Here is a 15,637-nt window from a genome sequence, read left to right as displayed (position 1 = left end):
TTTCAGGCAGGCTTTAATTACAATTATTTACGCGGCAAAGAATATTCGTTTTACGCGGGCACTTACATTGGTGAGCAACTCGTACGGAATGGTACCAATCGTTTGCGCCAGTTGGGTAATATTCCGGTGTTCGCCAAAAATTTCAACAGCGTCGCCGACGTGTACGCTTAAGCCGGTAACATCTACCATACACATATCCATGCAAATATTACCAATAATGGGCGCTAGCTGGCCGTTTACCCAAACCTGCCCTACCCCGTTGCCAAACCGGCGATCATAGCCGTCGGCGTAGCCAATGGCAATAGTGGCTATTTTTTTGGGAGTAGCGGCAACGCCCCGCCGGCTGTAGCCTACGGTTTCGCCGGCCGGCACTTCTTTTACCTGCGATACAGTGGTTTTAAGGGTACCCACCGTGCGCAAGCCTTCTTGTTCCTGCCCGGTGGCCTCTACGCCGTACAAGCCAATACCCAGCCGCACCATATTTAACTGGTGTTCCGGGAAACGCACAATACCCGCCGAGTTTAAAATATGCTTCAGCACCGGATAACCCAAACCGGCTTCCAGTTGGGCGGCCATTTCCCGGAATTGCTTAACCTGCTCTTGCGAAAAACTGTTGTGCAGGGCTTCGTCGGCACCGGCCAAATGGCTAAAAGTACTAACTACCCGAAGTTGTGGGGCAGCTTTTAATATTTGCGCTACGGTTGCTAAATCTTCGGGTGTAAAACCAAGCCGGTGCATACCGGTATCAAGTTTTATATGAATATTTAGCGGCTGCGATTTATTTTGCGTGGCTGCGAGGCAGGCCTGCAATATTTCCAGCGAATATATTTCGGGTTCGAGGTGATACTGCTGAATTTTGGCAAAACTATCCGGTGATGGGTTCATGACCATAATGGGCAGGCTAATGCCGTTTTCCCGCAGGTGTACGCCTTCATCGGTGTAGGCTACGGCTAAATAATCTACGCGGTGGAACTGGAGTATATTGGCAATTTCGTAAGAGCCGCTGCCGTACGCAAAAGCTTTTACCATTACCATTATTTTGGTGGCGGGCTGCAGTTTGGCGCGGTAATAATTTAAGTTATGTACCAGCGCATCCAGGTTTACTTCCAGCACCGTACCGTGTACTTTACGCTGAAAAACCGCCACAATTTGCTCAAACTGAAATATTCGCGCGCCTTTTACCAGAATGGTTTCGTTCCGGAAATTATCGGGTTTAAAATCATTTAAAAACTCGTCAGTGTCGGTATAAAATTGGCTTTCCTGTTCAAATTTATCCTGGTGCCGGCTTATGGTGGCACCAATCCCAATTAACCGGTCTATTTTTTTAGATTTAACCACGTCGGCTACCTGGCGGTATAATATTTCGTCGCTTAAGCCCGATTGCAGCACATCCGAGAGAATTAAGGTCTTTTTACCTTGGCGGGGCTGGTGCAACAATAAATCCAGGGCTATTCCCAAACCGGCTAAATCATTGTTGTAGGTATCGTCTATGAGGTAGCAATTGTTAATGGCTTCTTTCATTTCGAGGCGCATGGCTACCGGTAATAATTTATTTAAACGGTGTTGAATTTCGTCAATTGGCAGGCCGCGCCACAGCAAAACCGCCAGACAATGCATCATATTTTCTATAGAAGCTTCATCGGCATACGGTAATAACAAACCTTGCTCTTCGCCGGCAAACCGGAAAGTAATATTGGCTTGTCCGCCCGCCACGCGGCAGCTAATAATTTGCAGATTAGCAGGTTGGCTCCTCGACCAGGTAAAAGCCGGTAAGCCTTGTGCCTGCACCGCTTCGTGAATACTGGTGTGGTCCTGGCAATAAAACAATAATTCAACTTCTGTAAACAGTTTTAGCTTTTCGGCTATTTTCTGCTGGCGCGAGGCAAAACCTTGGTTGTGGGCCGAACCAATATTCGTAAAAATGCCATAGGTTGGTTTAATAATGGGGCGCAAATATTCCATCTCGGCGGGTTTGGATATGCCGGCTTCAAATATGCCCAGGGTATGATGCTCGTTTAGTTGCCACACCGATAAGGGTACGCCTATTTGGGAATTATAACTGCGCGGGCTTTTACAAACCAGTTCATCGGGGCTTAACAACTGGGCCAGCCATTCTTTTACAATGGTTTTGCCGTTGCTGCCCGTTATAGCAAAAACCGGCAAACTAAACCGGCTGCGGTGGTAAGCCGCTAGTTGCTGCAACGCCCGCAAACTGCTTTCTACCTGCCAGAAATTAGCCTCCGGAAACAGAATATTTAAATCTGCTACCGATTTTACTTCCGGAATATACAAGACATCTTCCAAGATAAACTGCCGGACGCCTTTGGCGTACAAAACCGGCACGTATGTATGCCCATTATGGAAGGCGCCTTTAATGGCAAAAAATACCGAACTGGCCGGGTGCAACATTTTCCGGCTATCGGTGAGTAAGTGCTGTGCCGTGTAATCTTGCGTATATTGCAGTACCTGGGCCGGAATAATACCAGCAACAATTCTGGAAGTAAGCATGTAAGCAGTGTGTCGGTTCCGGAACAAAGGTACTAAACAGTTCAGGAAAGGTTTAAACCCGTTAAAAATTACTCTTGTTATTGGTTATATTTACCTAGTTTACCTACCGGTAAAGTTTACGAAAACCCCATGCGTTCCAATTATTTAGCCAGGTTAAGAACCAGGCTTTACCCCGTTGTTTTTCAGAACGATACCTTTGCCGGCAAGCTGTTTGATGTGGCCCTGCTGGTGGTAATATTACTAAGCGTAATAACCGTAATTCTGGAAAGTGTTTCTTACCTGAACCAGCGATATTTTACTCAGTTCCGGAACATGGAGTGGGTTTATACCATTTTATTTACCCTGGAATACCTGCTGCGCGTTTGGGTTTACCCAAAACCCAAACGGTATATTTTTTCTTTTTTTGGGCTGGTAGATTTAATATCGGTGCTGCCTACTTACCTCAGTTTATTTATTTTGGGTACCCAATATTTTCTGGTAGTGCGGGTGCTGCGCCTGCTCCGGATTGCCCGTATTTTTAAGCTAACGCATTTTTTAAAAGAAGGCCGGGTACTTACAACCGCCTTGCGGGCCAGTTTACCCAAAATATTAGTTTTTATTGGCACTGTAATGACGCTCGTAATTATTATCGGGTCGGTGATGTACGTGGTAGAAGGTGCCGAAAACGGTTTTACCAGCATTCCCAAAAGTATTTACTGGGCCATTGTTACACTTACTACTGTGGGTTACGGCGATATTGCCCCGCAAACCCCGCTGGGCCAATTTTTAGCCGGCCTGGTAATGCTGCTGGGCTACGGCATTATTGCTATACCCACGGGTATTGTTACGGTAGAAATTGCCAACGTAAACCGGCAACCAGATAATCCTGGCCTCAGCAGCACGGCCTTGTTTTGCAGCAACTGTTTAAAACAAAACCACGAAGCCGGCGCTAAATTCTGTAACAACTGCGGCTCGCCCCTATAAACGGCTTTTAACAAAGGAATTATTACGGCAAGTTTTTTCTTTAACTAATAATTAGCGCCTAAACTGCTAATTTTACAGTCTTCAAACTGTAATGATTGCTGCGCTTAAAAACAAAGCAAAGGCCGTGCCTCCCAACGCCGTCATTCTGGAAGAATCTTATCGGTTACCTGCGAATAAGATTCTTCCAGAATGACGGGAGTGAGGGGGTATTCCTGAGAAGATATTAATAAAGTAACTTAGGCGCATTTTTAATTTGATAATAGTATTATTTTGAAACTAAATAAATATTACGGGGCCGGTATTGTTGCTTTTGTAATCTGGGGATTTATTCCGTTCCCTTTAAAAGCCTTGGCAGCCTACCCAAGCGGACAGATTTTATACTTCCGGGTTTTATGCTCGGTGCTGATACTGCTGGGCATTATGCCTTTGTTCCGGCGGAAAAGCATAGCCCAAACCTTTGCCGCGTTAAAACTGGCTACCTCCGCCGAAAAAACCAAATTTTTAACCTTTACCGTTTTAGGCGGCGCTTTGCTCACGGTTAATTGGTTTGTATTTATTTACGTTATCAACCACATCGATATTCAGACGGGTTCTTTCTCGTATTTGCTCTGCCCTATTTTAACGGCCTTGCTGGGTTATTTGCTACTCAACGAAAAACTGAAAAAGAACCAGTGGGTGGCTATATTTATTAGCTTACTTAGTTGCTTTATGCTGGGCACGGGCGCGGTGCTAAACCTGTTGTACAGTTTATTAATAGCGGCCAGTTATGCTTTTTACCTGATTACCCAGCGCATCCTGAAAGATTACGATAAAATGGTGCTGCTTACTTTGCAGTTATTGGTTTCGTTTTCCCTGATGGGGCCCTTTTATAGTTATTTTAACGCCGGCCACACGTTGGGCGCCGATTACTACTTTTTTGGGGTAATAGCCATTCTCAGCGTAGGCTTTACCATTATTCCGCTGTTTTTGAACTTGTATGCCCTCACCGAACTAAAATCCGGCACCATTGGCATTCTCATGTACATAAACCCGATTATTAATTTTATAATGGCTTTTCTGTATTTCCGGGAGGAATCTACCCTGCACAAAGGATTGGCCTATGCTTTAATATTTTTATCGGTTATTCTGTATAACCTGAAGTTTAAAAATAAAAAGAAACTACGATCAGCTTAGCCGGCTGGCATCCGAAGATATACAATACCAAAATCAAATGATTGATATGATTTAAAATAAAGCAAAGGCCGTACCTACCTACGCTGTCATTCTGCAGAATGACAGCATTGGGTGGGATGACAGGGTTGCGTGCAGATTCCTGAGAAAATATTAATAAAGAAGTTAATACGCAATTTCAAATTGATAGGGGATTATTTACGTTGCATAAATTAACCAACAAACTTTTCTGCGGTTGCAGCGCGGCCTGTTTGCTAAATTTGCTGCGGCCATATAAAAAAATATCTTGTTTATACTTTTTAGTTCTACTGCTATGATGCCTCACTTTCGCCGGAATATTATTGGGTTGCTCGCCGGTGCCGGGCTATTATTGGGGCAATGTCAATCACAGAAAATACCGGCTGCGGCTACTAACTTAAATACCGCATTTGAGATAAGCTTAAACCAGAAGCTCGCCTTAACCGGTGAAAACCAAAAAGTTTTGGGCGAAATTATTTTTACGCAACTCGACGACAGCCGGTGTCCGGCCAATGCGATGTGCGTGCGGCAGGGAGCCGCTGTTGCTTCATTTACCATTCAAGCCAAAGGTGCCGAAAAGCAAAACTTACGTTTATTTATTGGCGATTTTATGGCCAACGATTCGCGGAACAAAAGAAACCAAACCGCCGATACGGTAATGCTGCAGTTAGAGAATAATGGTTCCTATGAATTAATTCTTAAGGCGGTTATGCCTTATCCGGGCACTTCTAACGGAACCCCGCAAGCCACTATTCAAATAAATAAATCATAAAAAAAGCCTGAATTACTTCAGGCCTCTTGCTGCGGAATCAACGTTCTGGACGTTGTGCTCACCGAACTGGTCGGCTTGTTCTTTTGTTTCGGCCGTATCGCCAATAGGCGCCGGCCGGGGCTGGGCTAAGTTAGGGTCTTCGCCCACAATAGCTTCTGAAGTACCTTTTTCTCCTTCCGGATAATCTTCGCGCGGATTCTGCTTGGTGCCGCAGCTAAAAGCTAACGTGCCCACCAAAGCCAGCATCAGGTTTATATGCAATATTCTTTTCATAGTTTTGTTTCGACTGTGGCAAAAATCATATAACGGGCGTTAGGTAAAAAAAGTTGGGTTAAGTAATATTTACCTTTTTTGTTTGCAGAAAATATTAAGCTTAACGGAAGTTGCAGCTAAACAAAATTCATGGTTGTTACCGGCAACAGTTTGTTAAAAGGCGCCTTTATACTTTTTAGCTGTTATTGGGCAATGGCTTTGTTATTTTTCTAGAAATCCACCCAATCGCCAAAATCAGTATTATCAAGAGTCCGAGAATTATATTAGATAGCCCAAAGTAGAACATGATCTCGGCTTTGGATTCAATTATCTCTTCTGCTGTTCCATAATCTAAAGTTAAGCCATTCTTGAGCCACAAGTATATTCCAAATATTATAGAAAGGATAGAACCCCATTTTATAGAGCCAGAAATTTTTTCTTTGCGTCTGATTCCTCTTCTGATGACTTGTGTTATCGGATATAATAGCAATGCAACAGAAATTATTATTTCCAGAATAAGAATCAACATTAATTTAATTCAATTTTTGCTTCAGCCTAACTAATTAAAACCCAAAGCCAATCCGGATGCCCGAACCTACTTTTTCTTTCGACTGGAAACTCGTTACAAAATCGACCCGCAATATTTTAAAGATGTGTTCTACGCCTACGCCTACCTCCAGGTAGTTCTGCGATTTTTCGGTGCGTAAATAATTCAGGTTTACTACTTCCTGCCACTTCAGCTTCCGGAACAAAGGCACTTTGTTAAAGATAAAGCCGTTAAACTCGTGGCTGAAATGGGCTTCGAGGTAGGCGTGGGCGGTGCTGTAGCGGTAATAATCGAGCAGTTGGAAGCCCCCAAAATTGCCGGCGTAAATAGTGCGGTTGCCGCCAAAGTGCTTGTAATCCATAAAATACAGTTGCTTTTTATTTAAGAAAGTACCGGCTTGCACACTGTAATTACTGTTGCCTACCAAACCAAAATTTAAGCGGTCGTTTACACCCAATTGTACCCGATCATAGTTTACATCGCTGCCTAATATATTATTAAAACCTTTGGTATAGTTGAGCCGGAACGTAGGATAACGCGAACGCAGCACCCATTTTTCGTTGGGGCGGCTAATGTACCGCTGTCCGGGCCGGAACTGGAGCGTAAGGCTGGCCAGCAGGGCCTGGTGGCGGGTAAAAGAAGCATCGGCTAACTCGGCATTTACCGGAATATTGCTCGTAAACTGCCGGTTTGGGTAATCTTTTAAAGTATAATCAGCGGCATTCTGGAGCGGGCTGCGGTCAGCGTATTCTACGCCCGAAATAATAAATAAACCGTTGGCTACTTCGGTGCGGTGGTTGGCGGTAATAAAATTACGCTGGTATAATTTCAGATAATTCTGCTCCCGCGCTAAGGTATAGAGGCTGTTCCAGAAAGGGCCAATCGGGTCGGAGTTATTAAACTGCGTTACAAACCGGCCAAAGCCCCCCGAAACCTGGCTGAATTTTAAAGGATTATAGTCGTAATTATAGCGCACCTGGGCTTGCCACCGCTGGTTAGCAAAGCCGTACCGGAGCGTAGGTGTTATTTCGTAATTTTTGTTCGTTTCTTCGTTCCAGTGCTGGTACTGCACGCGGGCATTAATTACGGTGCCTTCTACGGTATTGTACTGCACCAACGACGAGCCTTCCGGAAAAGCAATGAGCGGGTCTAAAGCATAACTGTAGCTTTTAAAAGTATTGCGGTAGCGGTACCCCGATAAAAACAAATTAGCTACCTCAAATTTATTGCTCTTTTTATCCAGCGAATCTTTGTAAGGCCTGGATTCCTGCACAACCTTTATACTGTCTTTTACTACGTAATCTTTTTGTTCTTCTTCCGTTAGCGGAATGGGGCGAATTTCATCCCAGTAAGTCGAGTCGCGCTTGTTGGCGTCTTTCTCCACCACCATTACCTCGCTTTTAAATTCTTTTTTGTTAAACAAAGCATCGGCCCGCGCTTTTTGGCGGCGTTTAAATTCTTTTTTGCGGGCGGCCAGTTTGCTTTCCGCAGGAATATTTTGGGGCTCGGGTTGGGCAGCGGCAATTGGTGCAGTTGCGGTTGGTTCCGGAGCAGCGCGGTGAGCGGGTTCTACTTTGTAGTTGGAGTAAACCGTGGTAAAATAACCATTGCCTTTAAACCCAAAAGAATCAAAGTTAAGGGTTAATTTCTGCGACAGCAACATCCAGATATTATTCGCTACCGGCCCGAAGCTTTGCCGGATGCGCAAGGTATCGGCGTATTCTATCTGGTGGGCTTGGGTTAGTTTTAAATCGAGGCTGTGGAGCCGCCACTCATCATCAATAATATAAATATAGCCTTCAAAAGCCGGATCGTTGCGGCGAATGGGCGTTACTTTAATTTTATTGATAAACTGGCCGTTTTCCTGGGTAGCGCCAATTAATTTATAGCGGTAAAACAACAAAGCATTATTGGCTATCGGCGACACAAAAGCCCGCTCGCTTAGGCCTTGCACCCGCAATAAACTTTCGTAAAAATTTAAAGTTACGCGCGAAGCCCGGTTAAAACTAAACCCTTTAGAATCGCCACTGACCTTCGACGAAATCATGCGCTCGTGCATTTTATTAGGTTGCCTAAAACTCAACTGGCTCACCGATTCCGACAAATACACAATACCGGGCTTCAGGTCGTTTACCCGTACGCCCAGCACTTTATTGGGTACATTGGTCAGGCGGCCCATACCTTTGGTATATACGCGGCAATTATAAGCCAGTACTTCGTTCAGGTGATATTTGCGGCGACTAATCGCGGCTTTTACAATGGCATAAGCCGGGTCTTTTTCGTTGGCTTTAATTTCTACTTCTTTCAGGCTGAAAACATCCAGTTGCAGCGATACATTGCGCACTACTTCGGCTTCGGAAATTTCTACCGTTTCGGTTTTAGCCCGGTAACCTACGTACTGAAACACAATTTGGTAAGAGCCGGGCTCCAGGTTTATCTGGTAATATCCTTGCTCGTTGGTGGCAGTGCCAATGGTAGTATTTTTAATATACAAGGTGGCAAAAGGTAAGGCTTCGCCGTTTTCATCGGTAACCCGGCCCTTTAGTACGGTTGCCTGCCCAACTAACGAAACAGAACAAAAAAGAAATAAAAGAATATATTTAAACATAAAAGCCACCCCAAAAAGCTACAAGTTACTATAGCCAGCAACAGCACTTGCCGGAATTAATCTAAGAAAACAACCACCCCTAACCCCTCCTAAACTTAGGCGGGGAACTAAGTTACCTTTTCCCAATATTTATTTCCGATAAGTTATGACGTTATCTATAAACAAGAAGCTTTTATTCTGTTAAACGTTGCCCGCCTATAAAAATTTTTATATAACTGCTACCAGGCCGGTAAGGTTGTGCACGGCTGGCTGCAGTGGCAATATTTAAACTTTTAGCGCACCCCTAAACGCCCGGGCGGCATAGTAAGATTGAGCACCGTTATGATACACAAAAACATGATTATAGCGGCGATCACAAAAGAGCGCCCCGCCGAGCTTTCTAATCTCAGCCGGTGTTTTTACCCAGCTCGATGTTTTGGTATCGAAGTTGCCGAGTTGTTGCAGTTCCCGGTATTGTTCTTCGGTTAATAGTTCAATGCCCATAGCCGCCGCCATATCAATCGCATTATTTGCCGGCTGATGTTCTTTCCTTGATTCCAGCCCTTCGCGATCGTAACAAACACTGCGGCGGCCTTTCGGGCTTTCGGCGGCACAATCGTAAAAAATAAATTCGCCCGTGTTTTTATCCTGCCCCACCACATCCGGTTCGCCGCCCGTTATTTCCATTTCATTAAGCGACCATAGTTTTTCCGGATTAGCTTCCAGTTTTGCTTGTACTGCTGCCCAGGCAATACCTGGGTGGCGGTTCTTGTTTTTCTGGAAACGGGTTTTTAATACGCTGAATAGTTCTTCCTGTTGTTCTGGTGGTAGCAAATCCATTTTATCTATCATTACTATTGTATTTTAAGTCTGGCTGCCAGAAAGCTTTTATTAGCAGCAAACAATATTACCTGATAATATCGGTATCAACCGGCACATATCCTAAATGTCGGCTTAAAGAAAGAATTTGGCCTTTATGATGAAATTCGTGCGTTATTACATGCGTGAATAATTTTAAAGGACTTGCCAGAAAAATTTTCTCGTTAATATTTATTTCAATTTCCTTATTGGGTTCTCTAGAATAAACCTGCATAAACTGCTCTGTAAGAGCATCTATTGTAAGAAAATATTCTTTGGCCGCTAAAGCATTGGTTACAGCGTTATAGGGTGTAAAATTTATAGTTTTATGCAAGGCATGGGTGCCAATCCAGAACTCGTAGGTATTACCAATATGCACTAATAAATTCCGAATACTACCCCTCCCGAATGCGCTATTCTCAACTAAGAAGTTTGTATGGGGATATGGTTTGGCAATATTCCAGCAAAACTTCCCGCGCTGATTTAACAAATTCATATTGGCATTCAAAATCCATATATATTTTGCTTAGTACTAAGGGGTAAGCTCCGGTGCGTGTATGCGCCACAGCTTTTGCCAGGCGTTAATTTAATTCGTAGCTAGTTACAACTAAAGGTAATTACAGCCGGTTATTATTGCCAGGTTGGTGGTTTCTCCTAAGAATCAATCCTGATTACAAAAGCTGTTAATTTAGCCAGCTTACCATCCCGAAACTGCCAGACATCACAGTACGAATAATCAGCCATTTCTCCGTTACTATCCTTTAGACTGATTTTGCCGAGGGCTGTAACAAAATCACCTTCGGCAATTAAGTTTTCAACCATAAACTTGGGTGGTTCCAGGTACGCCGTGGCCATATACCGCCGAACGGCTTCCTTCCCGTGTAAGGTCTGGTCACCTACAAAAGTCCATTCGGTGTCGTCGTTGCAGAAAAACAGAAACCCTTCATTATCACCCTTAGTAATAGCTTCGTTCGCCTTTTCCAGTATAACTTTATTATTTTCTACCATGCAGATTTTTTAATGCTAGGTTTAATTTATCTTTACAATTATGCTAAATAATTTTTAAAGCGCTAAAACCAGCTCCAATAAAATTGTACCTGGTACTTTATTTGAAGGTTAATATAGACAATGCTTATAAAGTGCTGTCTAACGGGCCGCGGCTAAGAAGCGTTTTAATGCTTTTTAGCTTGTGTTGTACCAAGTTTTTTATTCAAAAAGTCCGATAAGTTCTTGTGTTTTAGAATTTGCAGAAAGTCTCTTCCCCAGGTCCCAAATATTATCTTCCCATTTCTTCCAAGGTTCACTTTGAGGATTATTTAATGTAATTGTTACATCTGAATTTAAAGCTAATACATGAAACCTATATGACACACCATCAAGAGCTATTCCATTATTGGGCTCAAATAAGTCCCAGGATTTTAAATCTTTAATATTGTCTGTAAAATTTTTATGTTCTTCCTCAAAGTAAATATGAGGTATTTGAGCCTGTTGTCCTGTTATAAATACTCCTTGTACTAATCGTGCCGGATTTCTTTTCTCTCTGAATGAAGTTTCTTCGAACTTTAAACTAAAAACTCCACCATTTCCAACAAAAGAGCGACTTACAGTAGCAATCCAAATATATTTTATTCTAATTTCATTGTCTCTCCAACCTTTTTCATCCCTTATTATTTGGGGTCCAACTGTTAGGTCTGAAAGCCCTAATCTAAGAGCTATTTTTTTCTCTATTTGTTGATGCCAACTAAAGTCGTCTAAATCCACTTTCTGTTCTTAAAATTTAGTATAACGGTTCCCGGCTATGCGGTCGGCTGGGAGACAGTCCGCAGGACATGTCGACCGGATGACCGCTTGCAGAAAGCAATATAGCAACAGCCGTAATAAAGCCCAGCTGCCGTATAGCTTTTGTTAGGGCACGTTATTTTTATTTTACTGTATCTATTATAGCTATTATTAAAGCCATTTTCAAGCTAATTCTAATCATTCCATATAGAAAGCCGTACAAGTTTTCTTTTAATTCTATTAATCTTTTTTTCCTTCTTTCCTTTCTTAAAAGGCTTGGTCGGGTTAATACCATTGGAACTTGAAATAAAAAAGTAACAAGTTTTATATTGAATAGAGATTCAGTCAAAAAGAAAAGTAGCAGATAAAATATGATTACTCCTTTATAACCTATGGTCCGGAATATTTCTGTAATTAGTCCTGCTAATTCAAAGGGAGCATAAATATAAAATCCGATTAAAAATGCAATCGGAATTACAATGCAGATAATGAAATAAAACTTGAAGAATTTAAAAACTCTGGACTTAATGGATTCATTATTAGTTATTGGGTCCATACTTTCCTTTGTTCTAAAATAAAGCAAGTTTAATATTCCTAATAACATTTTTCTATTTTAAATGTGCCCTAACTTGTTTATAAACGTAAGTGGTGCGTTTAGCCATCCATTTCCTAAGATATAAACGCGCCTAAACTAACGAATATACTATATATATAAACAAGTATAAAAGGAAAGCTAGAATATTGCTTTCCTGTTTGAACCATTTTTGGCCCCTGATAAATATGCTATTGCAAATCAACCCTATACAGGTTAGTTGGTGGCAACGGCATCTTAGCGCAACGGTTAAAAAAAACCACACCTGCTTCTTATTAATATTTATTGCCAAAAGCAGCTACTCCGGCTAATTAGCCGCAATCTGGCAGGCCGGTTTCCTAATATTACCCCAAAAGCTTTATATTTAAGTTTTAAAAAGCTTAACCTTGAATATATCCGTAATTATTCCGGTTTATAACGAAGCCTCTAATATTTTGCCCCTGCACAGCCGGCTCCGCGAGGTACTGGTTAACCTCACTGGTAATTACGAACTTATTTTTGTAAACGATGGCAGCACCGATACGTCTTTATCGCTGATTCGGGAACTGGCCCGGCAAGAACCAAGGGTAAAATATATCGATTTTAGTCGCAATTTTGGCCACCAGGTAGCCGTAAGCGCCGGCATCGATAAAGCCCAAGGCCAAGCCGTAATAATAATGGACGGCGATTTGCAGGACCCGCCCGAACTAATTAAAGATTTATATGCCCGTTGGCAGGCAGGTTACGAAGTAGTATACACCAAACGCCGGGCCCGCAACGGCGAAAGTGCTGCCAAAAAAATTACGGCCCGCTATTTTTACCGGTTGCTCGCCCGCATCACGCATATTTCTATTCCGCTGGATGCCGGCGATTTCCGGATTATCAGCCGCAAAGTAGCCGATGCCCTGAAGCAAATGCCCGAAAAACATAAATTTATCCGGGGCCAGATTTCCTGGATTGGTTTTAGTCAGACTTACCTGGAATACGACCGGCCCGAACGCGCCGGCGGCGAAAGCAGCTACACCTATCGTAAAATGATAAGGCTAGCGTTAGATGCGATTACTTCTTTTTCGAACCTGCCGTTAAAAATTGCCACCATCAGCGGGTTCCTGGTTTCGGGCGTTGCCTTTTTACTAATGCTGTACACCTTATATTCACGGTTTGTAATAAAAGATTATGTACCGGGCTGGTCGTCGCTGATGCTGAGTGTGCTGTTTCTGGGTGGTGTGCAGCTCATTTCCATTGGCATTATTGGCGAATACATTAGCCGCCTCAGCGACAATGTGCGCAACCGCCCTTTATATATTATTAACGACACCAATATTACCGGCTAAAGCATCTGGTTACGCTGCTATTAATATTTTTTAGTATACTCTGGCAATTCAGAACTAAATTGCGGGCAAATACTGTTTCAGAGCGAATTTACCTTTAGGGTAAGTCAAACAAACCTGAATTTAACCTGTAATTTTTAAGTACCTACATGTCATTAAACTCCAAAGAAAATAAAGTGCGGGTAGGCCTGGTGCAAATGTCGTGTTCGGCGGTGCCCCAGGAAAACCTAGATAAAGCCATTGCCCGCATTCGCGAACTGGCGCAGCAAAACGTACAAATTGTTTGCCTCCAAGAATTATTTACCTCGCTTTATTTCTGCGACGTAGAATCGTACGATAACTTTAAACTGGCCGAAAAAATACCCGGTCATTCTACCGATACCTTAAGTGCTTTAGCGTCCGAACTCAATATTGTGATTATTGCTTCTTTGTTCGAGAAACGCACCAACGGCATTTACCACAATACCACGGCCGTGCTCGATGCGGATGGCACTTACCTGGGCAAATACCGCAAAATGCACATCCCCGACGACCCGGGTTATTACGAGAAATTTTATTTTACCCCCGGCGATTTAGGCTACAAAGTATTCGATACCAAATACGCAAAAATAGGCGTGCTTATTTGCTGGGACCAGTGGTATCCCGAAGCCGCCCGCATTACTACTTTAATGGGTGCCGAAATATTATTCTTCCCAACCGCAATTGGCTGGCACAAATTACAGGAAATAGATACCAACAACGAGCAATACCAGGCCTGGCAAACCATTCAGCGCGGCCACGCGGTAGCCAACGGCGTACCCGTGGTAGCCGTTAACCGGGTAGGCATAGAAGGCGATATGCGTTTCTGGGGCGGCTCCTTTATTGCTAACCCGTTTGGGCGCTTGCTGTACCAGGCTTCGCACGATGAGGAAGAACTGCACGTAGAAGAACTGGATTTAGCCAAAAGCGACGACTACCGTACACACTGGCCATTCCTCCGCGACCGTCGCATCGATTCGTACCAACCTATTACCAAACGTTTTATCGACCAGGATTAAAACAGTTATCAGTAAACAGTTATCAGTAGCCAGTTATGCGGGAGATATCTAATATTTTTTCCATAACTGATAACTGATTATTGTTTACTGATAACTGATTTCTGCTAACTGATTGCTGATAACTGCTAATTGATTACTGTTTACCTTAATGAAAACTCCTTCCGAACTTGGTTATTATTTCCCGGCCGAATGGCACCCGCACGAAGCTACCTGGTTAAGCTGGCCCCACAAAGAAGCTTCCTGGCCCGGTAAAATCCAGACCATTTACCCGTATTATGCCCAATTTATTGCAGCCGTAGCCGCCGGCGAAAAAGTTTGCATCAACGTTCTGCACGAAGCCATGCAGCAACAAGCCACCACGTATTTAGAACAAGCCGGCGCTGATTTAAAAAATATTCAGTTCTTTCTCCACCCCACTAACGATGCCTGGTGCCGCGACCACGGTCCGGCCTTTTTAATTAACCCGGCCGCCGAAGTAAAAAAAGTAATTGTAGATTGGGACTACAACGCCTGGGGCGGCAAATATCCGCCGCACGACCTGGATTGCGCTATTCCTACCTTAATTGGCAGATATTATAATATTCCGGTGTATTACCCCAATATTGTAATGGAAGGCGGTTCGGTAGATTTTAACGGACAAGGCACAGTGCTGACAACCACGGCCTGTTTGCTAAACGAAAACCGCAATCCGCACCTGAACCAGGCCCAGATAGAAAAATATTTAATCCATTATTACGGCGTACAACAGGTACTCTGGCTCGAAGACGGCATTGTGGGCGATGACACCGACGGCCACATCGATGATATTACCCGTTTTGTAAATACCGATACCGTATTAACCGTAATTGAAGAAAACCAGCACGACGAAAATTACGCGCCGCTCCAAGCCAATTTAGCCGAACTGAAAAAAATGCGTCTGCTCAATGGCAAGCAACTAAATATTGTAGAACTGCCGATGCCTTCGCCGGTTATTTACGAAGACCAGCAGCTACCGGCTTCTTATGCTAATTTTTACATTGTCAACGCCGGCGTAATTGTCCCTACTTTCCAGGACCAGAACGACGACCGGGCTTTAGAAATAATTCAGGGCTGTTTCCCGGATCGGCCGGTTATCGGCATTGATTCCAGAGATATTATTTGGGGATTAGGCAGTTTTCATTGTTTGAGCCAGCAGGAGCCCAAAGTTTGAGTAAGTATCAGGTAACAAGTAGCAGGTAGCAGGATAATATTGCTTTAAGTTTTTG

The 15,637-nt window shown here is 43.4% G+C and carries 15 protein-coding genes; 6 read left to right on the top strand and 9 right to left on the bottom strand.

Annotated elements, in window-relative coordinates:
• Positions 1–27: 27 nt before the first annotated feature.
• Positions 28–2,508: a bifunctional UDP-N-acetylmuramoyl-tripeptide:D-alanyl-D-alanine ligase/alanine racemase gene (locus F0145_RS15425; protein ID WP_150089492.1), complete on the bottom strand. Its 2,481-nt coding sequence runs from the start codon at positions 2,506–2,508 to the stop codon at positions 28–30.
• 129 nt (positions 2,509–2,637) lie between these two features.
• Between F0145_RS15425 and F0145_RS15420 the strand changes: the two genes are divergently transcribed.
• The 3 genes from F0145_RS15420 to F0145_RS15410 all read left to right on the top strand — a co-directional run bounded on the left by F0145_RS15420 (position 2,638) and on the right by F0145_RS15410 (position 5,431).
• Complete coding sequence (locus F0145_RS15420) at positions 2,638–3,471, top strand: ion transporter (RefSeq protein ID WP_150089490.1); 834 nt, start codon at positions 2,638–2,640, stop codon at positions 3,469–3,471.
• Positions 3,472–3,741: 270 nt separating this feature from the next.
• The gene (locus F0145_RS15415) at positions 3,742–4,644 is read left to right on the top strand and encodes an EamA family transporter (RefSeq protein WP_223816105.1); all 903 of its coding nucleotides are present in this window, start codon (positions 3,742–3,744) and stop codon (positions 4,642–4,644) included.
• Positions 4,645–4,954: 310 nt separating this feature from the next.
• A complete protein-coding gene (locus F0145_RS15410; RefSeq protein WP_150089486.1) occupies positions 4,955–5,431 on the top strand; it encodes a hypothetical protein in 477 nt (158 codons plus the stop codon).
• Positions 5,432–5,443: 12 nt separating this feature from the next.
• On the opposite strand, the gene F0145_RS15405 is transcribed toward F0145_RS15410, so the two are convergent.
• The 8 genes from F0145_RS15405 to F0145_RS15370 form a co-directional block, all read right to left on the bottom strand.
• Positions 5,444–5,704: a hypothetical protein gene (locus F0145_RS15405; RefSeq protein ID WP_150089484.1), complete on the bottom strand. Its 261-nt coding sequence runs from the start codon at positions 5,702–5,704 to the stop codon at positions 5,444–5,446.
• A gap of 175 nt (positions 5,705–5,879) precedes the next feature.
• Positions 5,880–6,212: a hypothetical protein gene (locus F0145_RS15400; RefSeq protein ID WP_150089482.1), complete on the bottom strand. Its 333-nt coding sequence runs from the start codon at positions 6,210–6,212 to the stop codon at positions 5,880–5,882.
• Positions 6,213–6,246: 34 nt separating this feature from the next.
• Positions 6,247–8,838 (bottom strand): DUF5686 and carboxypeptidase regulatory-like domain-containing protein, encoded by a 2,592-nt coding sequence (locus F0145_RS15395; RefSeq protein ID WP_150089480.1) that lies wholly within the window; start codon positions 8,836–8,838, stop codon positions 6,247–6,249.
• 264 nt (positions 8,839–9,102) lie between these two features.
• The gene (locus F0145_RS15390; RefSeq protein WP_150089478.1) at positions 9,103–9,669 is read right to left on the bottom strand and encodes a DUF4256 domain-containing protein; all 567 of its coding nucleotides are present in this window, start codon (positions 9,667–9,669) and stop codon (positions 9,103–9,105) included.
• A gap of 55 nt (positions 9,670–9,724) precedes the next feature.
• Positions 9,725–10,171 (bottom strand): DinB family protein, encoded by a 447-nt coding sequence (locus F0145_RS15385; protein WP_150089476.1) that lies wholly within the window; start codon positions 10,169–10,171, stop codon positions 9,725–9,727.
• A gap of 158 nt (positions 10,172–10,329) precedes the next feature.
• A complete protein-coding gene (locus tag F0145_RS15380) occupies positions 10,330–10,683 on the bottom strand; it encodes a nuclear transport factor 2 family protein (RefSeq protein ID WP_150089474.1) in 354 nt (117 codons plus the stop codon).
• 198 nt (positions 10,684–10,881) lie between these two features.
• Positions 10,882–11,436: a hypothetical protein gene (locus F0145_RS15375; RefSeq protein WP_150089472.1), complete on the bottom strand. Its 555-nt coding sequence runs from the start codon at positions 11,434–11,436 to the stop codon at positions 10,882–10,884.
• Positions 11,437–11,596: 160 nt separating this feature from the next.
• The gene (locus tag F0145_RS15370; RefSeq protein WP_150089470.1) at positions 11,597–12,058 is read right to left on the bottom strand and encodes a hypothetical protein; all 462 of its coding nucleotides are present in this window, start codon (positions 12,056–12,058) and stop codon (positions 11,597–11,599) included.
• Positions 12,059–12,432: 374 nt separating this feature from the next.
• Between F0145_RS15370 and F0145_RS15365 the strand changes: the two genes are divergently transcribed.
• From F0145_RS15365 to F0145_RS15355, 3 genes are all read left to right on the top strand, one after another.
• Positions 12,433–13,359: a glycosyltransferase family 2 protein gene (locus tag F0145_RS15365; RefSeq protein ID WP_150089468.1), complete on the top strand. Its 927-nt coding sequence runs from the start codon at positions 12,433–12,435 to the stop codon at positions 13,357–13,359.
• A 146-nt stretch (positions 13,360–13,505) separates the two neighbouring features.
• Entirely contained in the window at positions 13,506–14,393 is an 888-nt protein-coding gene (locus F0145_RS15360) for a carbon-nitrogen hydrolase (protein WP_150089466.1), read from the top strand.
• 148 nt (positions 14,394–14,541) lie between these two features.
• Positions 14,542–15,582 carry an agmatine deiminase family protein gene (locus tag F0145_RS15355; RefSeq protein WP_150089464.1) on the top strand — a complete coding sequence of 347 codons (1,041 nt, stop codon included), beginning with the start codon at positions 14,542–14,544 and terminating at the stop codon, positions 15,580–15,582.
• The last annotated feature ends 55 nt before the right edge of the window (positions 15,583–15,637 follow it).

This window comes from Adhaeribacter rhizoryzae (assembly GCF_008629685.1).
GTDB lineage: Bacteria > Bacteroidota > Bacteroidia > Cytophagales > Hymenobacteraceae > Adhaeribacter > Adhaeribacter rhizoryzae.
The sequence above is the reverse complement of the archived record's forward strand: the minus strand, read 5'-3'. Positions and strand labels throughout refer to the sequence as shown.